This window comes from Streptomyces sp. NRRL B-3229, assembly GCF_000719505.1.
Classification (GTDB): Bacteria; Actinomycetota; Actinomycetes; order Streptomycetales; family Streptomycetaceae; genus Streptomyces; species Streptomyces griseorubiginosus.
Window position 1 is genome coordinate 26,159 of record NZ_JOGP01000011.1, and the last position, 19,323, is coordinate 45,481.

The 19,323-nt window shown below is 70.3% G+C and carries 22 protein-coding genes; 7 read left to right on the plus strand and 15 right to left on the minus strand.

Annotation, left to right across the window (positions count from 1 at the left end; genetic code table 11):
* Positions 1 to 102: 102 nt before the first annotated feature.
* Together IF54_RS0119140 and IF54_RS0119145 are read right to left on the minus strand one after the other, a co-directional pair.
* Entirely contained in the window at positions 103 to 744 is a 642-nt protein-coding gene (locus tag IF54_RS0119140) for a DUF6230 family protein (protein WP_020136518.1), read from the minus strand.
* Positions 745 to 1,405: 661 nt separating this feature from the next.
* Positions 1,406 to 2,392 (minus strand): tetratricopeptide repeat protein, encoded by a 987-nt coding sequence (locus IF54_RS0119145; RefSeq protein WP_030320229.1) that lies wholly within the window; start codon positions 2,390 to 2,392, stop codon positions 1,406 to 1,408.
* A 247-nt stretch (positions 2,393 to 2,639) separates the two neighbouring features.
* Between IF54_RS0119145 and IF54_RS0119150 the strand changes: the two genes are divergently transcribed.
* The gene (locus IF54_RS0119150) at positions 2,640 to 3,266 is read left to right on the plus strand and encodes a TetR/AcrR family transcriptional regulator (RefSeq protein ID WP_030320231.1); all 627 of its coding nucleotides are present in this window, start codon (positions 2,640 to 2,642) and stop codon (positions 3,264 to 3,266) included.
* Positions 3,267 to 3,331: 65 nt separating this feature from the next.
* On the opposite strand, the gene IF54_RS0119155 is transcribed toward IF54_RS0119150, so the two are convergent.
* A complete protein-coding gene (locus IF54_RS0119155; protein WP_030320234.1) occupies positions 3,332 to 5,032 on the minus strand; it encodes an acyl-CoA mutase large subunit family protein in 1,701 nt (566 codons plus the stop codon).
* Between the two features lie 66 nt (positions 5,033 to 5,098).
* On the opposite strand from IF54_RS0119155, the gene IF54_RS0119160 reads away from it, so the two are divergent.
* On the plus strand, positions 5,099 to 5,440 hold the full coding sequence (locus tag IF54_RS0119160; protein ID WP_030320236.1) for a DUF3817 domain-containing protein: 342 nt from the start codon (positions 5,099 to 5,101) through the stop codon (positions 5,438 to 5,440).
* Positions 5,441 to 5,442: 2 nt separating this feature from the next.
* Here the strand turns inward: IF54_RS0119160 and IF54_RS0119165 are convergent, their stop codons facing one another.
* The 7 genes from IF54_RS0119165 to IF54_RS0119195 all read right to left on the minus strand — a co-directional run bounded on the left by IF54_RS0119165 (position 5,443) and on the right by IF54_RS0119195 (position 9,608).
* Entirely contained in the window at positions 5,443 to 5,892 is a 450-nt protein-coding gene (locus tag IF54_RS0119165; protein ID WP_030320237.1) for a hypothetical protein, read from the minus strand.
* A gap of 189 nt (positions 5,893 to 6,081) precedes the next feature.
* Complete coding sequence (locus IF54_RS0119170) at positions 6,082 to 6,591, minus strand: MarR family winged helix-turn-helix transcriptional regulator (protein ID WP_030320238.1); 510 nt, start codon at positions 6,589 to 6,591, stop codon at positions 6,082 to 6,084.
* Positions 6,592 to 6,755: 164 nt separating this feature from the next.
* The gene (locus IF54_RS0119175; protein WP_030320240.1) at positions 6,756 to 7,406 is read right to left on the minus strand and encodes a TetR/AcrR family transcriptional regulator; all 651 of its coding nucleotides are present in this window, start codon (positions 7,404 to 7,406) and stop codon (positions 6,756 to 6,758) included.
* On the minus strand, positions 7,403 to 8,083 hold the full coding sequence (locus IF54_RS0119180) for a DUF4166 domain-containing protein (protein ID WP_030320242.1): 681 nt from the start codon (positions 8,081 to 8,083) through the stop codon (positions 7,403 to 7,405). Before IF54_RS0119180 ends, IF54_RS0119175 begins: the two co-directional genes overlap by 4 nt.
* On the minus strand, positions 8,080 to 8,832 hold the full coding sequence (locus IF54_RS0119185) for a hypothetical protein (RefSeq protein WP_030320244.1): 753 nt from the start codon (positions 8,830 to 8,832) through the stop codon (positions 8,080 to 8,082). Before IF54_RS0119185 ends, IF54_RS0119180 begins: the two co-directional genes overlap by 4 nt.
* A 141-nt stretch (positions 8,833 to 8,973) precedes the next feature.
* Positions 8,974 to 9,267 (minus strand): MTH1187 family thiamine-binding protein, encoded by a 294-nt coding sequence (locus tag IF54_RS0119190; RefSeq protein ID WP_030320245.1) that lies wholly within the window; start codon positions 9,265 to 9,267, stop codon positions 8,974 to 8,976.
* Positions 9,264 to 9,608: a DUF3817 domain-containing protein gene (locus IF54_RS0119195; protein WP_030320246.1), complete on the minus strand. Its 345-nt coding sequence runs from the start codon at positions 9,606 to 9,608 to the stop codon at positions 9,264 to 9,266. The genes IF54_RS0119190 and IF54_RS0119195 overlap by 4 nt, the downstream gene beginning before the upstream one ends.
* A gap of 458 nt (positions 9,609 to 10,066) precedes the next feature.
* Between IF54_RS0119195 and IF54_RS0119200 the strand changes: the two genes are divergently transcribed.
* From IF54_RS0119200 to IF54_RS0119215, 4 genes are all read left to right on the plus strand, one after another.
* Positions 10,067 to 10,699 (plus strand): AIM24 family protein, encoded by a 633-nt coding sequence (locus IF54_RS0119200; protein ID WP_030320247.1) that lies wholly within the window; start codon positions 10,067 to 10,069, stop codon positions 10,697 to 10,699.
* 1 nt (position 10,700) lies between these two features.
* Complete coding sequence (locus tag IF54_RS0119205; protein ID WP_020136530.1) at positions 10,701 to 11,351, plus strand: AIM24 family protein; 651 nt, start codon at positions 10,701 to 10,703, stop codon at positions 11,349 to 11,351.
* Positions 11,348 to 12,145: an AIM24 family protein gene (locus IF54_RS0119210; RefSeq protein WP_030320248.1), complete on the plus strand. Its 798-nt coding sequence runs from the start codon at positions 11,348 to 11,350 to the stop codon at positions 12,143 to 12,145. Before IF54_RS0119205 ends, IF54_RS0119210 begins: the two co-directional genes overlap by 4 nt.
* A 92-nt stretch (positions 12,146 to 12,237) precedes the next feature.
* Positions 12,238 to 12,714 carry a MarR family winged helix-turn-helix transcriptional regulator gene (locus tag IF54_RS0119215; protein WP_030320250.1) on the plus strand — a complete coding sequence of 159 codons (477 nt, stop codon included), beginning with the start codon at positions 12,238 to 12,240 and terminating at the stop codon, positions 12,712 to 12,714.
* Between the two features lie 48 nt (positions 12,715 to 12,762).
* On the opposite strand, the gene IF54_RS0119220 is transcribed toward IF54_RS0119215, so the two are convergent.
* Positions 12,763 to 14,157 (minus strand): sensor histidine kinase, encoded by a 1,395-nt coding sequence (locus IF54_RS0119220; RefSeq protein ID WP_030320252.1) that lies wholly within the window; start codon positions 14,155 to 14,157, stop codon positions 12,763 to 12,765.
* Positions 14,154 to 14,876, minus strand: a complete 723-nt coding sequence (locus IF54_RS0119225; protein WP_051735478.1) for a response regulator transcription factor — start codon at positions 14,874 to 14,876, stop codon at positions 14,154 to 14,156. The genes IF54_RS0119220 and IF54_RS0119225 overlap by 4 nt, the downstream gene beginning before the upstream one ends.
* 126 nt (positions 14,877 to 15,002) lie before the next feature.
* Between IF54_RS0119225 and IF54_RS0119230 the strand changes: the two genes are divergently transcribed.
* Positions 15,003 to 15,662: a PepSY domain-containing protein gene (locus IF54_RS0119230; protein WP_030320255.1), complete on the plus strand. Its 660-nt coding sequence runs from the start codon at positions 15,003 to 15,005 to the stop codon at positions 15,660 to 15,662.
* A gap of 7 nt (positions 15,663 to 15,669) precedes the next feature.
* On the opposite strand, the gene IF54_RS0119235 is transcribed toward IF54_RS0119230, so the two are convergent.
* The 3 genes from IF54_RS0119235 to IF54_RS0119245 all read right to left on the minus strand — a co-directional run bounded on the left by IF54_RS0119235 (position 15,670) and on the right by IF54_RS0119245 (position 19,210).
* A complete protein-coding gene (locus IF54_RS0119235) occupies positions 15,670 to 16,893 on the minus strand; it encodes an MFS transporter (RefSeq protein WP_063754942.1) in 1,224 nt (407 codons plus the stop codon).
* Positions 16,894 to 17,016: 123 nt separating this feature from the next.
* Entirely contained in the window at positions 17,017 to 17,973 is a 957-nt protein-coding gene (gene meaB / locus IF54_RS0119240; RefSeq protein WP_030320257.1) for a methylmalonyl Co-A mutase-associated GTPase MeaB, read from the minus strand.
* A gap of 34 nt (positions 17,974 to 18,007) precedes the next feature.
* On the minus strand, positions 18,008 to 19,210 hold the full coding sequence (locus IF54_RS0119245; protein ID WP_030320258.1) for an acetyl-CoA C-acetyltransferase: 1,203 nt from the start codon (positions 19,208 to 19,210) through the stop codon (positions 18,008 to 18,010).
* Positions 19,211 to 19,323: the final 113 nt, after the last annotated feature.

A 19,323-nucleotide genomic window follows, 5' to 3' on the forward strand; every position in this document is an offset into this window, starting at 1 on the left:
GGTGCCCTGGGCACGGTCGGCCGGGTGGGGCGGAGAAGCGAACGCTCCGCCGCCCCCTGAGGGCGGCTCAGCCGCCCTCACGACATCCCGGCTCCGGAGCCGTCAGTAGCACTCCATCTTGGGGTCCGCGCCGAGCTTCATCGACAGACCACTCAGCTTGAACGTGCCGGCGGTGGTCGCCCAGGCCGTCTGCTGGACCTTGTACAGGTCGGCAGACTCCGCCTGCTGGGCGAAGCCGCCCGGCAGCACGTTCTCGCCGTCCTTTACAGCCGGACCGCGGGTCTTGTCCTTGACCGCAACACCGATGTCGATGTTGTGGAACTCCGCGTTGGCCTGGAGGTCGGCTACATCGATGTACAGGTTGTGGGCCGAGACAGGCGTGTCGCCGCCACCCGCGTCAAGACGCAGGTAGAACGTCTTGTTGATGACGGGGATGGTGGTCTTGACCGACTGGCACATCTTGGTGATGGTCGCGTCGTCGAACGACGAGATCGCCACCGGCACCTGGGTCTTTTCCTTGCCGTCGACCTGCTTGTAGACGGTGTCTATACCGCCGTACTGAGCGAAGCCGGTACCGTGCAGCTCATCCGCCGACACCTTGAACTGCTGGCCGGACACGCTGAACGACGCGGCGAGCGCACCCTGCGCAAGCCCGACGCCCACCGCGGCGGCCGCGGCGACGCTGGGCACCATGACCACAGCGAACCGCTTCCATCTTGTCCCGCCACGCACCTGGGACTCCATATTTCCTCCTTCTCGGACGTACATCTCCTGGCCCTGACTGCCCTCTCGAAAGGACGGCTCAGCCGGGCAGGGATGGGAGAAGTGCTACGTCCTCGGGAAGGAGAGCGCCTGCCTTCGGAGGCGCGAACCGCGCACCGATCACCGGCGATCACCCCCGAGCGACAACCACTGGTCGCGCCTGACACGCATCACGCACAACCTTGCTGGACAGGCTCCGCCGGTTGGGCGAAGACCCCCCTGTCCAAGAACCGGCGCACCTGCCGCCGGTTCTGCTCGGTGGGGACCCAGGGACTCCCGTGGCCCGACCGGCTGTCGGGGTACGGGAAAGGACCGAGCGTCGCCGATCGTGGTGCATTCTCGCCGCCCGCACAAGGGGCTTCGTTACTCGGTAGTAACGGCCGGATAACCGAACAACGACCCACTGGTCTCGGTCGGCGACGCTGGGTGGCAAAGAGGGGGAGGACAAAGCAGTTGATCGGTGGACAGAAACCGACAGTTCAACGCCTCTGACTTACTGGAAGTAACAGCGGCCGCATTTACCAAGTTTTGGCAAAGTGCGGCCGCATCGACACCCTGACGGCAAATCTTTCACTCCGGCATCACATGCCGGCGTGTTTAGCGACTGGTCAGAACCGGGCTCGCGCCCCGCCCGGACGCGCCATCAGAACAGGGCGCGGGACAGCGCCCTGCGCGCGGCCGAGACCCGCGGGTCGTCGGCGCCGACGACCTCGAAGAGCTCAAGCAGCCGAATCCGTACGGTGTCCCGCTCGTCGCCCGCCGTGCGCTGCACGGTGTCGATGAGCCGTCCGAAGGCGTCCTCCACATGACCGCCCACCAGGTCCAGGTCGGCGGCGGCGATCTGCGCCTGCGCGTCACCCGGCTTCTCGGCCGCCTCCTGACGGGTGCGCTGCGGATCCAGGGACTGCACCCGCTGGAGCAACTCCGCCTGGGCGAGACCCAGTTTGGCCTCCGAGTTGCCCGGGTCGTCGCTCAGCACGTTCTTGTAGGCCTGGACGGCACCGCCGAAGTCCCCCGCGTCCAGGGCCTGTACGGCGGCCTCGAGGAGCGCGTCGTACGGCCCCGCCGGCACCGCGGCCGCCTGCTGGGCCCCGGCACCGCCGCCGGGCACGGCGTCCGGGTCGACCGTGAGTCCGGTGAGCCCGAAGCGCTGCTCGGCGACCTGCACCAGCTGGTCCAGGGTCTGCTGGATCTGCTCCTTGCCGGCCGCGCCCTGGAAGAGCGGCAGGGCCTGGCCGGCGACGACGGCGAAGACGGCCGGGATGCCCTGCACCCCGAACTGCTGCATCAGCATCTGGTTGGCGTCGACGTCGATCTTGGCGAGGAGGAGGCGTCCGCCGTACTCCACGACGAGCTGCTCGAGGACCGGGCTCAGCTGCTTGCAGGGCTCGCACCACTCGGCCCAGAAGTCGATGACGACCGGGACCTCGGTGGACCGCTGGAGGACATCGCGCTCGAACCCCGCCTCGTCGACGTCGATGACGAGATCGGCCGGGGAGACGGCACCCGTGCCGCCGCCCTGCCGGGCCGCCTCGGCGCGCGCCTGCTCCGCCTTCGCCTTGGCCTCCTGGGCCGCCTTCACCGCGGCGAGGTCGACGACTCCGCTCATGGACATGTTCCGTGGCTGCATGCGCCTATCCTCCCCCGTCCACGCGCGTGTGTGAAAAGCATGGTGAAAGCCGGTCGTGCGGGGCGGCCCTGGCGCCGGGTCCCCACCCCACGCCGTGCGTGCCGTCCACTCGTTCGCGTCCGCTCGCGCACGTCCGTCGCCAGCTTTCGCTACGAGTCGTAGCGTAATGGCACTGAGTGCCCGCCCGGTACCCCACCCCGGTGATCTCCCTCACTGCGACCCGGGAAACCCCCGTTATGGTCGTGGGATGCAGAGCCGCACCCCCGCCCCGCGCACCGCCGGACGCCCGCGCAGCGCCGCCGCGGACGCCGCGATCCTGGCGGCGACGCGAGAGGCGCTGGTCGAGCTGGGCTGGTCGAAGCTGACGCTGGGAGACGTGGCTACCCGTGCGGGGGTCGCGAAAACCACCCTCTACCGCCGCTGGGCCGGCAAGAACGAACTCGTCGTCGACGCGGTGGCCGAACTCTTCGACGAACTCCAGCTCCCCGACCGCGGCACCCTGGCCGACGACATCGAGGGCGTGGTCCTCCAGTTCGCGGCGATCCTGGCACGACCGGAGGCCAGGAACGGGCTGATGGCGGTGGTGGCGGAGTCCTGCCGCGACGACGCGCTGCGCGAACGCATCCGCTCGTCGATCGTCGACCGCCAGAAACGACTGGTCCTGGAGGGCCGCGAACGCGCCCAGGCCCGCGGTGAGCTGCCGCCGGAGGCGGACCCCGGCGAGGCGGCCCGCACGGTCGACCTGATCTTCGACATGGTCGCGGGTGCGGTGGTCCACCGCACCCTGGTCAGCGCGGAACCGGCGGACGAGGCATGGGTGCACGGCTTCACCCGGGTCCTGCTGACGGGCCTGGCGGGGACGTCGCCGGGGTAAGTGGCATCGGAGTAGGTCGTGCCGGGACAGCTCGCAACGGGGTACGTCGCGCCGGGACAGCTCGCTCAGAATCCGGGCGGCTCCGTGTACTCGCCCCACTCCTCCCGGAGCAGCCCGCAGATCTCGCCCAGGGTCGCCTCCGCGCGTACGGCGTCCAGCATGGGCTCGATCATGTTGGACCCGTCGCGGGCGGCAACGAGCATGCCGTCCAGGGCGGTTCGAACGGCGCTCTCGTCACGCCGATCCCTCCGCCCCGCGAGCACCCGCACCTGCTCCCGCTCCACCTCGTGGCTCACCCGCAGGATCTCCAGGTCGCCGGTGACCGAGCCGTGGTGGACGTTCACGCCCACGACCCTCTTCTCGCCCTTCTCCAGGGCCTGTTGGTGGCGGAAGGCGGCCTCCGCGATCTCGCCGGTGAACCAGCCGTCGTCGACGCCCCGCAGGATCCCGGAGGTGAGGGGCCCGACGGGGTGCCGACCGTCGGGGTGCGCCCTGAGTCCCCGCTCCCTGATCTGCTCGAAGATCTCCTCGGCGTCCGCCTCGATCCGGTCCGTCAGCTGCTCGACGAACCACGAACCGCCCAGCGGATCGGCCACGTTGGCCACCCCGGTCTCCTCCATGAGCACCTGCTGGGTGCGCAGCGCGATCTCCGCGGCCTGTTCGGAGGGGAGGGCGAGCGTCTCGTCCAGGGCGTTGGTGTGCAGCGAGTTGGTGCCGCCCAGGACGGCCGCCAGCGCCTCCACCGCCGTACGGACGACGTTGTTGTACGGCTGCTGGGCGGTCAGCGAGACCCCCGCGGTCTGGGTGTGGAAGCGCAGCCACTGGGCCCGGTCGGACCGGGCCCCGTACACGTCCCGCATCCATCGTGCCCAAATCCGCCGTGCGGCGCGGAACTTGGCGATCTCCTCGAAGAAGTCGACGTGCGCGTCGAAGAAGAAGGAGAGGCCGGGGGCGAAGACGTCGACGTCCAGGCCGCGTGAGAGTCCCAGCTCGACGTACCCGAAGCCGTCCGCGAGCGTGTACGCCAGCTCCTGCGCGGCCGTCGAGCCGGCCTCCCGGATGTGGTAACCGGAGACGGACAGCGGTTTGTAGGCGGGGATACGGGACGCGCAGTGCTCCATCAGATCGCCGATGAGGCGCAGGTGCGGCTCGGGCGGGAAGAGCCACTCCTTCTGCGCGATGTACTCCTTGAAGATGTCGGTCTGGAGGGTGCCGTCGAGGACGGCGGGGTCGACGCCCTGGCGTTCGGCGGCGACGAGATACATGCAGAAGACGGGGACGGCTGGTCCGCTGATGGTCATGGACGTGGTCACGTCCCCGAGCGGGATGTCCCGGAACAGGACCTCCATGTCGGCGGCCGAGTCGACCGCCACCCCGCAGTGGCCGACCTCGCCGAGCGAGCGGGGGTCGTCGGAGTCGCGGCCCATGAGGGTCGGCATGTCGAAGGCGACGGAAAGTCCGCCGCCTCCCGCGGCGAGGATCTTCCGGTACCGCCCGTTGGTCTGCTCGGCGTTCCCGAACCCGGCGAACTGCCGGATCGTCCACGTCCGCCCCCGGTAACCGGTCGCGTACAGCCCGCGCGTGTACGGGTACTCCCCCGGCCACCCGATCCGCTCGAACCCCCCGTACACGTCCCCCGGCCGCGGCCCGTACACGGCCTCCAAGGGCTCCCCGGACAGCGTGCTGAACTCCCCCGCCCGCTTCCGCGAGGAGTCGTACCGGGCCTGCCAGCGTCGCCGGCCCTCTTCGATGGCGTCAGCGTCCATACCCTCGCAGTTTACTAGGACGTCCTAGTAAACTGCGAGGGTAGACCACCCGCTACGCTCGACGGCATGAAAAAGAGCGTCTTGACCCGTTACCGGGTGATGGCCTACGTCACCGCTGTCCTGCTCGTCCTGCTGACGATCGGCGTGATCGGCAAGCGGGTGCTGGACCTGGACGGGTTCGACGGCTTCGTCACGGCGGTCGGCATCGCCCACGGCTGGCTGTACATCGTGTATCTGGTCTTCGCGTTCGATCTGGGAACCAAGGCGAAGATGCCGCTGGGCCGTCTCGCATGGGTTCTGCTCGCGGGCACCGTCCCTACCGCTGCCTTCTTCGTCGAACGCAAGGTGACCCGCGAGGTGACCCCGCTCATCACGGAGGACGCCACCCCGAAGGCGGCCGCGATCTGAACTCACTTCGTGATGAAGTGACACTGCACAGCCCGTGGCTTCCCGTTCACATAGAACCTCGCGCATGCCTTCCCGTACTTCGGAAGCGTCTGTGCCGCGTTGTTCCGTAGCGGGTTGGCCTTGCACTCCGCGTGTGTCTTGCCGCGCGAGACCTTGTACGTCCTGTTGTCGGTGTCGGCGTAGCTGAAGTCGATCCTCCAGTTGCAGAACTTGGTGAAGGTCACTGCCAGGCCCACGCAGTCCACACCGGCCAACTGGCGGCTGATGCGTTTGCCCGAGCCGTCGATCGAGTGGGTCAGGAAACACCCCACCGGCACCTTCACTGCGGCTCCGCGCAGGTCGTAGTCAAAGGTCCCGACTGCGGTGCTTCCGGTGGCGCTGGCATGGGCCGTTCCTCCGGCTCCTAGAGCCGCGAGGCCGACGACCAGAGCCGTACCTCCTGCGGTGATCACACAACGAGTTGCGTTCCAAAGCTTCGACAAGGCGAGTTCCCCTACCCGGACATACCCGGATGACGATCATCCGGATGATGGTCGGGAACAAACCTCGCAGGGGAAATCGCACCGCACAGCTGCTGGATCGATCATGCACAGGAGATGTCACCTTCACGTGTGACTTGTTCCGCAGATCGAGAGACAGCTTCACCCCTCGTCGAAGTCCCCCGCCGACACCCTCAGCGGGCGCAGCATCGCGAAGATCTCCGCGCATTCCTCCGCGTCGTAGGCGCCGAGGCCGAAGTCCATCGCCATGAGGTCGCGGGTTGCGGCCTCGACGACCTCGCGGCCCTTGTCCGTGATGGAGGCGAGGGTGCCGCGGCCGTCGTTGGGGTTGGGACGCTTGTCGACCAGGCCGGACCTGACCAGGCGGTCCACGGTGTTGGTGACCGACGTGGGGTGGACCATGAGGCGCTCACCGATCTTCGACATCGGCAGCTCGCCCGCCTTGGCGAAGTTGAGCAGCACCAGCGCCTCGTACCGCGCGAACGTCAGCCCGTACGGCTTGACCACGGCGTCGACCTCGCCGAGCAGGATCTGCTGCGCGCGCATGATCGAGGTGATCGCGGCCATGGACGGCACGTTTCCCCAACGCTGCTTCCAGAGTTCGTCGGCGCGGGCGATGGGGTCGAAGGGAAGACTGAGCGGCTTCGGCACGGCATCGACCTTACCGGCCGGTCACATCGTGGTCAGCACCGTCTCGCCTTTCGGGCGGGGGGTGGGTGGACTGCAACTCCTCAGGGGCGCGGGGAACTGCGCGACCAGCCACGACGGACCTCAAGCCGCACGACAACCGAACCCGGCACCCCCGTAGGGACCCGTCACCGTTGGCTCGTCCTGCGGAGGTGGTGGCGGACCGCGCGCTGGGCGACCGGCCCCAACGCCTCCAGCGCAGCGACCAGCGCCCCGAGTTGCTCCAGGGCGTCCAGCGCAGCCGTCGCACCAGGTGCGTCGACCCCTTCGTACAGCTCGATGCCCACGAAGGACGCGGCCACGGCCCGGGCCAGCCCTGCGGGGTCGGTGAACTCGCCAAAAGGCGTCGCGGCGAGAAGGCGGGTGAGGACGTGCTCGATCTCGGTGATCCACAGCCGCAGGCCGGCCGCCGTGGCCGGACCGAGCGTGGCGTGGGTCTGGGCGCCGGCCAGGAGTTGGCCGAGGAGCGCGACGTGGCCCCCGGCCCGCTCCTCCTCGTGGACCTGTCGCCCCACCACCAGGAGTTCCGACAGGGAGGTCACCGCGGCGAGACGGTCGCGGTAGCGGGCCACGGTGCGCTCCGCACCGTAGCGGCAGGCGGCCGCGAGGAGTTCGTCGACCGAGCCGAAGTGGTAGAAGACCAGGGCCTGGTTGACCCCCGCGGCCGCGGCGACCGTGCGGGCGGACGTCTTGGCGATGCCCTGCTCGGTGAGGGTCCGCAGGGCGCCTTCGAGGAGCTTGGTCTTCGTCTCCAGGGCCTTCGCGCTCTCCGGACTCACGCGCGCGCCTCCTCACGCACGGGGCGCAGACCGGGGCGGACCCCGCAGGTCGTCACGTCCGTGTACGTCGCCTCGAAGGAGCCCTCGTAGCCGAAGAGAGGGCCGAAGCGGCGGTTGACGACCTGGACGCGGATGCGGAAACGGCCCGCCTCGTCGTCGTACGACTCCCTCACCTCCGCCGTGGCTCCGATCAGCTCGGGCACCCGCACGTCCACCACGCCCTCGCGGAACCGGTGTTCCCCGGAGCGGATCAGGAGCGAGCCGTCGGACTCGGCGTGGAAGTGGAGCTCGCTGGCGAGGTGCTGGTGGGTGCCGAGGTAGTCGAGGATGCGGTCGCCCTTGGGACTCAGCACCATCTGGGCGTCGAAGCGGCGGGGGCGTCCCGGCAGGTGGAAGGTGCGCACGAAGCTCACCGTCTCACGGCCGTGGGTGTCCACGTAGGGGACGTTCTCGATGACGAAGGGGACGTGCCGGCCGGGCCGGGGCACCAGGATGTTGCGGGTCGCGCCGAGCGCGAGGAAGGGCTTCACGAAGGCCCCGCCGTGCCAGACGCGGTCCATCACGCCCCGGCCGGTGCAGGCCTCGCCGCTCGCCAGGCCGACCGAGAAGCGGCGCCGGAGTTGCGGGTGGAGGCGGTCGAAGTCGGCGCCCATCACCGTGCGGAACATCGAGGTCATCGCGGGGTCTCCAGGGTGCGCAGGACACGCGGGGCACGCGCGCGTGCGGGCGGTTGACGCAGACAGCGGCGGGCCGCGGGGGTCCCGGGCAGCGGCGACACGAACAGGGCCAGCGAGATCACGACGGCGAGCAGCAGCGGCCATGCGTACGCCAGGGACGCGGCCAGGGGGCCGAACAGCCGCAGGAACTCCTCCTGAACGAGGCCCGCGCAGCCGACGGTGACGACGAGGGCGCGTACGAGGAGTTCGGCCAGCCAGTTGCGGAGTGCCCGCTCGGGGGTGATCCCGCGCTCCAGCCACAGGCGCAGCCGGTCGAAGGACCAGGCCGTCGCCCAGCCGATCAGAGGGCGGAAGAGCAGCCGGTCGGCGATCTTGCCCAGGCGGCCCCAGCGCGGGCGGTAGTCGTAGCCGGTGAGGAAGGTGACACCCCCGGAGTCCGGTATGTAGCGCCAGTAGCCGCTGCCCTCCGCGAGCAGCGAGAGCGGGTGCGGGGAGGAGAAGCGCAGGGCGGAGGTGCGGGTGCCGTCGGGGCGTTCGCGCTCACCGGCGGAGACTCCGGTGCCGGCGACGGTGAGACCGGGCAGCACGCGCGTGGCGTACCGGAAGCGCTGCGGCTCGCCCTCGGCACGCGGGAGGTAGTGGATCCGGGTGAAGCGGAGGTCCCAGCGCTGGTGCTGGGACGGGTCCTGTGTACGGGTCCAGAGGTCGTCGAGATCGGCGCGGATGCGGGCCTCGATGTAGAGCCCCATTCATTCCCCCAGGTGAGCTCATTGTTTGAGCGATCGCTCAAACACTCGAGACAGGAAGGTACACCTTTTTGAGCGATCGCTCAATCACGGGACACAAGAAAACCCCGACCCGCGCGGGCCGGGGTTCACGGGTGCGGGACGTCAGCCGGCGAGATGCCGCTCGACGGTCTCCACCTTCGAGGTCAGACCGTCCGTCACGCCGGGACGGATGTCCGCCTTGAGGACGAGGGACACCCGCGGCGCCCGCGCCTCCACGGCGGCGACGGCGCGCTTGACGACGTCCATCACCTCGTCCCAGTCCCCCTCGATCGAGGTGAACATGGCATCGGTTCGGTTCGGCAGCCCCGACTCACGGACGACCCGCACCGCGTCGGCGACGTACTCCCCCACGTCCTCGCCGACCCCGAGCGGGGTCACGGAAAAGGCGACGATCATGCGTTCACGATTCCTTCCTTGCGGGCGCGGGAGGCGATGACGGCGGCCTCGGACTCGCGCTTGAGCTTGCGCTCGGCGAAGAAGCCGCCCGTGGGCAGCACGGAGAGGACGAAGTACCAGATGCCGGTCTTCGCAGACCACTTGGCGCGGAACCAGGCGTCGAGCCAGAAGATCAGATAGATGATGAACAGGACGCCGTGGACCATCCCCATCACCGGCACGGCGTTGAAGTCCGTGGTCCGCTTCAGCACCGAGCAGACGAGCAGGAGCAGGAAGGAGACCGCCTCGGGAGCGGAGACCAGGCGGAGTCGTCGGATGGCGGAAGCTGTCTTGAGGTCCACGGGTCACCTTCGGTGGGAGTACGTCAACGGTCTGGCCGTTTGTGAACGAACGCACAAGCGTTCGCCCATTGTGACAAACGGTTCTGTGCCGTCAGGGCGTGGGGTCAGTGGTCCAAGCCCCCGGGGAGCGCCTGTGCAGTTCGTTTTCTTCATGACCCTCCCTGGCCTGGTGGTACTTCTCACACTCCTCGCCAAGGGGGCCGGGGCGTCTCAGGGGGTGCCGGGTGCGGTTGTCGGGCGGCAGCGGGTCCGTTGTGGCTGGTCGCGCAGTTCCCCGCGCCCCTGAGGAGTTGCAGCCGCCGACGGTGCGAAGGGGACGGGGTGGGGGGTGTCCGCCCGCAGCGGCCGGCGTCCCAGGGGCGCGGGGAACTGCGCAAAAACGCCCGCCCCCACCGAACCCGCACCCAAACAGGATCTGTCGGCAAGGCCCTTCCTCCGGCTACCTTCACCCCGTGGCGATGTTTCGACTCCAAGGCAGCAAAGTGCTGGCCGTAGACATGACCGGCGACGCCGTGAAGGCGAAGAACGGCTCGATGGTCGCGTACGACGGCCAGATGGCGTTCAAGAAACTGAGCGGCGGTGGCGAAGGACTCCGGGGCATGGTCACCCGGCGCATCACCGGCGAGCAGATGACCGTGATGGAGGTGTCGGGGCACGGAACCTGCTGGTTCGCGGACCGCGCCTCGGAGATCAACCTAGTGAGTCTCCAGGGGGACAAACTGTTCGTGGAGTCGAGCAACCTGCTCGCGACCGACGCCGGCCTCAGGACCGGCACCAGCTTCACCGGCCTGCGCGGCGCGAGCCAGGGCAACGGGCTGTTCACCACGACCGTGGAGGGCCACGGCCAGGCCGCGATCATGTCCGACGGCCCGGCCGTCGTGCTGCGCGTCAGCCGCCAGTACCCGCTGACCGTCGACCCCGGCGCCTACATCGCCCACCAGGGCAACCTCAACCAGTCCTTCCAGTCCGGCGTGACCTTCAGGACGTTCATGGGCGAGGGCGGCGGCGAGGCCTTCCAGATCCGCTTCGAGGGCGACGGCCTGGTGTACGTCCAGCCCAGCGAGCGCAACACGATCGCGGGGGATGTGTGACATGCCCTTCCGTGAGATCAACTCCAAGATGGTCGAGGCGACCGTCATGCCGGGCCAGCGCCTGTTCAGCCAGCGCGGCGCGATGCTGGCGTACAAGGGCGAGGTGTCCTTCACGCCCAACATCCAGGGCGGCCAGGGCGGCATCATGTCGATGATCGGCCGCCGGGTCGCCAACGAGGACACGCCCCTGATGACCGTGGAGGGCAGCGGCACCGTGCTCTTCGGGCACGGTGGCCACCACGTCACGGTCATCAACCTCACCGGCGACACCCTGTACGTCGAGGCGGACCGGCTGCTCGCCTTCGAGGGCACCCTCCAGCAGGGCACCATGTTCATGGGCTCGCAGGGCGGTGTGATGGGCATGGTGCGCGGCCAGATCAGCGGCCAGGGGCTCTTCACGACCACGCTCAAGGGCCACGGCTCGGTGGCGGTCATGGCCCACGGCGGTGTCTTCGAGGTCCCGATCACCCCTCAGCGGCCCGTCCACGTCGACCCGCAGGCGTACGTCGCCCACCACGGCGACGTCCGCAACAAGCTGTCGACGGCGCTCGGCTGGCGCGACATGGTGGGCCGCGGTTCCGGCGAGGCCTTCCAGCTGGAGCTCAGCGGACACGGCGCGGTGTACGTCCAGGCCTCGGAGGAGAAGCTGTGAGTCACTACCCGGGCACGGGACCCACCGTGTACGACCCGATGACGCTGCCGTCGGACGACAACGTCAACAACTACACCTTCTGCGTGGAGCTCAAGGGGAGCCAGTGGTTCCTCCAGAAGGGGAAGATGATCGCCTACTACGGCCAGATGGACTTCAACGGCATCGGACACGGCCGCCTCGACGGTCTGGTCCGTACGTCGTTCCATTCGCCTCTGCACGCGAGCGACTGGGTCGTGGCCCAGGGCTCGGGCAAGATGCTCCTCGCCGACCGGGCCTTCGACGTCAATTCGTATGACCTCGAAGACGGCAACCTGACCATTCGCTCCGGCAATCTGCTTGCTTTTCAGCCAAGTCTCGCGCTGAAGCAGTCGATCGTGCCGGGCTTCCTGACCCTCATCGGAACCGGAAAGTTCGTGGCCGCGTCCAACGGTCCGGTGGTGTTCATGGAGCCCCCGATCCGGGTGGACCCGCAAGCGCTTGTGGGCTGGGCCGACTGCCCCTCCCCGTGCCACCACTACGACCACGGGTACATGACCGGCGTGATGGGCGGTCTACGTGCGATGACGGGCCTCGGCGGGGCCTCCGGGGAGGAGCACCAGTTCGAGTTCGTGGGGGCCGGCACCGTGCTGCTCCAGTCGACGGAGGTCCTGATGGCCGAGCAGGCCACCGGGGTGGTCCCGAACGAGCCCGGGGTACCCGGCGGCTACGGCGCACCCACAGGGCATCCACAGCAGCCGGGGGCACCGCGCCTTCCCGGACAGCTGGGTGACCTCCAGCGTCGCTTCGGGCTGTGAGCGGTAGTCTGCGGAGTGTGACATCGAACGTGTGCGCACCGTCACATGACCCTCATTAGTTCGCCTTTCAACCTTTTAGGTAGACTTCATTCATGGAGACCGAGACGGCCACCCGCTGGCTGACCGATGCGGAGCAGTGCGCCTGGCGCACCCACCTGGAGGTCAACAGGCTGTTGACGTATCAGCTCGAAAGGGACCTCCAGCCGTTCGGCCTGACGATGAACGACTACGAGATCCTGGTCAATCTCTCCGAGTCGGAGGGCGTACGGATGCGGATGAGCGACCTCGCCTCCGCCACCCTCCAGTCCAAGAGCCGGCTCTCGCACCAGATCACCCGCATGGAGAACGCGGACCTGGTCCGGCGCGAGAACTGCGAGTCCGACCGCCGCGGTCTGTACGCGGTCCTGACCGAGCACGGCATGGAGACGATGAAGAAGGTCGCGCCCCATCATGTGGCGTCCGTGCGCCGGCACTTCATCGATCTTCAGACCGATGAGTCGCTGGCAGAACTGAGCAAGGCGCTGAAGCCGGTGGCGGAGCACCTGAGGGGTCACCGGGGCCGCCCGTAGGAGCGTCCCGCAGGGCAGCGACCAGCCCCCACGACGCGGCGGCAGACGTCAGACAACCGGCAGGCGGAGCTCGAACAGGGCCCCGCCTGCCGGCGCGTCGCGGACCGTCAAGGTCCCCCCGTGCCGCACCGCCACGTCCCGGGCGATGGCCAGCCCCAGCCCCGCACCGCCGTCGTCCCGGGCCCGGGCCTCGTCGAGCCGCACGAACCGCTCGAACACCCGCTCCCGGTCCGCCGCCGGCACCCCGCTCCCGTCATCGGCGACTGATACGACCGCCCACTCCCCGTCCCGTCGCACGGTCACCCCGACAGCCGCCCGCGCATGCCGCTGCGCGTTGTCGAGCAGGTTCCCGAGGACCCGCTCCAACTGTCCCCGGGACCCGGTCACTTCCACGGCCGGAGCCTCGACCGCGACGCCGTCCCGCCCCCGCGCGCACCGAGCGGCCAGCTCGCCGAGGTCGACCCGGGCGTCACCGTGCCGCTCCCCCGCGTCCAGCCTGGCCAGCAGCAGCAGATCCGCGGCCAGCCGCTGCAAGCGCACCGTGTCCTCGACCGCCCCGTCCACATCCAGCAGCTCGGGATGGGCGGCGGCGACCTCCAGCTGGGTCCGCAGCGAGGCGATGGGGCTGCGCAGTTCGTGCGAGGCGTCGGCGACGAACCGGCGCTGACGCTCCACGGAGGTCTCCAGCGCGGCCAGTGTCTCGTTGGTGGTGCGGGCGAGCCGGGCCACCTCGTCGTGGGTGTCCGGCACCGGCACCCGGCGGGCGAGGTCCTCCGAGGCGGTGATCGCGGCCATCTCGGCCCGGATGCCCTCGACCGGTCGCAGCGCCCGCCGGGTGACCAGCCAGGTCACGGCGGCGACGACCCCGAGCAGCAGCGGGAAACCGATCAGCATCACGGTCTGCGCGGTGCCGACGGCGCCCTGCTCGGCGTCCAGGGAGGCGCCCGCGTACACCGTGAGCCGGCCCTTGTCCTGGACGTCGACCTCCAGGGCGGCGAAGCGGTAGTCGGCGGACTCGCCGTCGATGGTGGCCGAGCCGTCGGTGAAGGCGACCTCGTCGGCGATCTCACCGGGTTCGAGAGCGGAGTCGTCTTCCTCGTCTCCGGAACCGGTGCCCTGCTGCGATGCCGGCTTCACCTCGCCGGTGCCGGTACCGCTGATGCGCTCCAGGTTCTCGCTCGCCGCGACCAGCCTGCCGTGGGCGTCGACCACCTGCACGGGCTCTTCCTCGTCGTCCAGCTTCAGATCGTCGTACGCCGTCCCGGCGGCGAGGTGGGCGGCCACGTTGCGGGCATTCCGCTCGGCCTGGGTGCTTGCCTGGTCGATCAGGTCGGACCGCAGGGACAGCAGGACCGACGCCCCGGCCGCGACCAGCGCCACGGCCACCACCAGGGTCGCCCCGAGGGTCGCGCGCGCCCGGACCGACCCGAACAGCCGCCTCACCGGCCGGCCTCCAGCCGGTACCCGGCGCCCCGGACCGTGCGGATGAGCCCCGCGTCCAGCTTCCGGCGCAGGGTGCTGACGTACACCTCGACGATGTTGGGGTCGCCGTCGTAGGCGAAGTCCCAGACGTGCTCCAGGATCTGCGCCTTGGAGACCACCTCGCCGGCCCGCACCGCGAGCTGTTCGAGGACGGAGAACTCCTTGGCGGTGAGGGTCACTTCGGTGCCGTCGAGGAGGACGCGGCGGGCGGCGGTGTCGATGCGCAGCCCGCCGAGTTCGAGCACCGGGGACGCCCCGGACCCGTTTCCGCGTCGCCGCAGCAGGGCCTTGATGCGGGCCACGAGGACGACGTAGGAGAAGGGCTTGGTCAGGTAGTCGTCGGCGCCGGTGTCCAGGCCCTCGGCCTCGTCGTACTCGCCGTCCTTGGCGGTGAGCATCAGGATCGGCACCTCGTGCCCGGCCGCGCGCAGGGCGGCGCAGACCCGGTAGCCGTTGAGGCCGGGCAGCATGATGTCGAGGATCACCAGGTCGTACGACCCCTCGGTGGCCCGGTGCAGTCCCTCCCGGCCGTCGTGGACGACGTCGACGGCGTAGCCCTCGGCGGTGAGGCCCTTGGCGAGGGACACGGCGAGTCGTTTCTCGTCCTCGACGATCAAGAATCGAAAGGGCCGACGCGAAGCGTCTCGTGCAGGGTGGTGGTGGGCGACGGGCGGGCGCATGGGTACAGCCTCGCAAAGCGAACCTGAAGGCGCCTTCAGGCGGCTTCAGGTCCGCTTCAGCGTGGGTCCGGCAGCGTGGGTCCCGTCGAAAAGCGAACGCAGCCGACCCTCTCGGGAGGAACCCTCATGAAGCGCAACATCGTCATCGCCACCCTCACCGCCGCGGCCCTCGCCGGCGGCGGCACCGTCGCGGCTTTCGCCGCGGGGGACGACGAGGCGACGGCGACGCAGCGCCAGGCCGGCACGAACGCCCGGGCGGCAGCGGACCATGACGACGACTCGACGGACGACGACTCCGCGGGCCACGACTCCGCGGGCGACGACCGTACGGCGGCCTCCCGCGGGAGCGTCACCGCGGCCGACGCGATCGCCGCCGCCCTGAAGCACACCCCGGGCACCGCCCTGGCCGCCGACTTCGAGGACGAGGGCGCGGGCACCTGGGAGGTGACCGTCGTCCAGGGCGACGGCTCCGAGTACGACGTGCGGATCGCGCCCGGCTCCGGCACGGTGCTCGGCGCCCAGCGCGACGCGGACGACGACAGCGACAGCGACAGCGACAGCGACAGCGACGACCGCGCCGAACTCGCCGCCGCGAAGGGCGCGTCGACCGACGCCCGCGAGGCCGCGCTGGCCGCCGCCGCGAAGGGCACGGTCACCGAGGTCGGCCTCGACGACGACAACGGCGCCGTCGCCTGGTCAGCGGAGACCGTCAAGGACGGCAGGCACGGCGAGTGGAAGATCGCCCTCGACTCGGGCCGGGTCACCCAGGACCGGGACGAGGACTGACCCGCCGTCACCGCACAGCCACCTCCTCGCGCAGGGCGCCCCTGTCCCGGGCGCCCTGCGCCATGACCAGGCCCGCCGCCACGGCGACGATCCCGCCCGTCACCGCGAAGCACACGGCCACCGGCAGCCGCCCCGCGAGGGCCCCGGCCAGGGCCGTCCCGCCCGTGCTCCCGGCGTTGACCGCCGTGTTGACCCAGGTCCCGGCCCGCGTACGGGCCTCCGGGGCGACGGCCTCGTCGGCGATGAGGTACGCGGTGGTGAGGGCGGGCGACACGAAGAACCCGGCGCCCGAAACGAACAGGGCGAGCGTGCCGAGGCCGGGCGCGCACCCCGCGCCGAGCAGGGCGAGACCGAGGCACAGGGTCAGTGCGGCCAGCCGGGTGCGTGCGGGGGCCCGCCAGTTCACCGCCCCGTTCAGCAGGCCGCCGACCGCGCTGCCGGCGGACAGCGCGGCCAGCACCCAGGCCACGCTCGCCCCGCCGTGCCCGTGCCGTTCGGCGAAGACCACGACGAGCAGGTCCAGCACCCCGATCGCGAGTCCCACGGCCGCGGCGGCCGCCACGGGACGGCCGATGCGGCGCAGTACGCGCCGGCCGGCCCGGTCCCGCCGTACGGAGACGGGACCGGCCGCCGGCACCGCCCGCACGGCGGGCGACCGCACGAAAGCGGCCGTGCCCGCCAGCATCAGGGCCGCCCCGAAGACGATCCCGGCGGTCGGCGGGGCGACCGCGACGAGACCGCCCACCAGCAGCGGCCCCGAGACGAAGAGCAGTTCCTCGGTCACCCCGTCGAGGCTGTAAGCCCGTTGGAGCAGTGCCTTGTCGTCCTGGGCCAGGCGCGACCACACGGTCCGCATGGTGGGCCCGAGCGGCGGGGCACAGGCCCCGGCAAGGGCGGCGAGGGCGCCCAGGAGGGCGGGCGGCGCGCCGGGACGCCAGACGGCGGCCGTCAGCATCCCCAGCAGGGCGAGGTAGGCGGCCGGCAGGGGCACGAGCGCCCGCCGCGGCCCGTAGCGGTCGACGAGCGCGGCACGTGCGGGTGCCAGGAGGACGACGGTGGCGCCGAAGAGCGCCATCACGGCACCGGCGACGGCGTAGGAGCCCGAGGCCCGGAGCACGGAGAGCATCACGGACAGCGGGACGACGCCGTACGACAGCCTGCCGAGCAGGGCGGCGGCGAAGGTGCGGCGGGCATGCGGAAGGCGCAGGACGCGCCCGTAGGAGGCAGACATGGTGGTTCCTCGAAGGAGGCGTGAGCGGGGACACCGAGGAGCCACGGGAGCGATGTACTCGACCGTGGCTCGGGGCGGCCGCTATGCCAAGAGGAGGAACATGTCGGTCAACGTATCAGGGGGTCAGCCCTGGGTCAGGCCGTTCACGAGTTCGTCGGCCGCCCGGTAGGGGTCGAGCCGGCCGGCCACGATCCGCTCCGCCAGGGCGTCCAGGCGCCGGTCGCCGCGCAGGTCGCCGATGCGCTCGCGCAGGGCGGTGAGGGCGATCGCCTCGACCTCGTGGGCGGCGCGGGCTCGCCGGCGCTCGGCGAGGACGCCGTGCTCCTCCATCCACGCGCGGTGCTTCTCCAGGGCCTCCACGACCTCGTCGACGCCCTCCCCGCGGGAGGCCACCGTCTTGACGATCGGCGGGCGCCAGTCGCCGGGCCTGCGGGACTCGCCGAGGCCCAGCATGTGGTTGAGCTCGCGGGCGGTGGCGTCGGCGCCGTCACGGTCGGCCTTGTTGACGACGTAGACGTCGCCGATCTCCAGGATTCCGGCCTTGGCGGCCTGGATGCCGTCGCCCATGCCGGGCGCGAGCAGCACCACGGAGGTGTCGGCCTGCGAGGCGATCTCGACCTCCGACTGGCCCACGCCGACCGTCTCGACCAGGATCACGTCGCAGCCGGCCGCGTCCAGGACCCGGATGGCCTGCGGGGCGGACCAGGCGAGGCCTCCGAGGTGGCCGCGCGTGGCCATGGAGCGGATGTAGACGCCGGGGTCGGAGGCGTGCTCCGACATGCGGACCCGGTCGCCGAGCAGGGCCCCGCCGGAGAAGGGGGACGACGGGTCGACGGCCAGGACGCCGACCCGCCTGTCCTGCTTGCGGTACGCGGTCACCAGTGCCGAGGTGGACGTCGACTTGCCGACGCCGGGCGAGCCGGTGAGGCCGACCACGTACGCGTTGCCGGTGAGCGGGGCCAGCGTCTGCATGACCTCCCTGAGCTGCGGGGACGCCCCCTCCACGAGGGAGATCAGCCGGGCCACGGCCCGCGGCCTGCCTTCCCTGGCCAGGGCGACCAGCGAGGAGACGTCCTGCATCACAGCTCCGTTCACAGCGATGTCGTACGAGAACTCAGGCCTTGGGTACCCGCACGACCAGCGCGTCACCCTGACCGCCGCCGCCGCACAGGGCGGCCGCGCCGACCCCGCCGCCGCGCCGCTTGAGCTCCAGGGCCAGGTGCAGCACGAGACGGGCGCCGGACATGCCGATGGGGTGCCCCAGGGCGATCGCGCCACCGTTCACGTTCACCTTTTCGGTGGACACGCCGAGGTCCTTCATCGACTGGACGGCGACGGCCGCGAACGCCTCGTTGATCTCGATCAGGTCGAGGTCGGAGACCTCCAGGCCCTCCTTCTTGAGGGCGTGCAGGATCGCGTTGGACGGCTGGGACTGGAGGGAGTTGTCCGGGCCCGCGACATTGCCGTGGGCGCCGATCTCGGCGATCCACTCGAGGCCCAGCTCCTGGGCCTTGGCCTTGCTCATCACGACGACGGCCGCGGCGCCGTCGGAGATCTGCGAGGCGGAGCCGGCGGTGATGGTGCCGTCCCTGGTGAAGGCGGGACGCAGCTTGCCCAGGGACTCGGCGGTGGTGTCGCCGCGGATGCCCTCGTCCTTGCTGAAGACGACCGGCTCGCCCTTGCGCTGCGGGATCTCGACCGGGGTGATCTCGGCCTCGAAGACGCCGTTCTTCTGGGCGGCGGCGGCCCGCTGGTGGGACAAAGCGGAGAACTCGTCCTGCTCGGGGCGCAGGATGCCGAGACGGGTGTTGTGCTTCTCGGTGGACTCGCCCATGGCGATGTTCTCGAAGGCGTCGGTGAGGCCGTCGTACGCCATGGCGTCGAGCATCTCGATCGCGCCGTACTTGAAGCCCTCGCGGGACTTGGGCAGCAGGTGGGGGGCGTTGGTCATGGACTCCTGGCCGCCGGCGACGATCACGTCGAACTCGCCCGCGCGGATCAGCTGGTCGGCCAGCGCGATGGCGTCGAGGCCGGAGAGACACACCTTGTTGATGGTGAGCGCCGGGACGTTCATCGGGATGCCGGCCTTGACGGCGGCCTGGCGGGCCGGGATCTGGCCCGCGCCGGCCTGGAGGACCTGGCCCATGATGACGTACTGCACCTGGTCGCCACCGATCCCCGCACGGTCGAGGGCGGCCTTGATCGCGAAGCCGCCGAGGTCGGCTCCCGAGAAGGACTTCAGCGAGCCCAGCAGCCGTCCCATGGGCGTACGGGCGCCCGCGACGATCACCGAGGTCGTGCTGTTCGATCCAGACATGAGCTGCGATCCCCTTACCGGCTGCACTGCCGAGGAGTGAACGAGGGTTTACTTCGAATGTACTGAGTGGCACTCCGTGCCGTCATCGCCCCGTCGGTGTGATCGCGCGCACG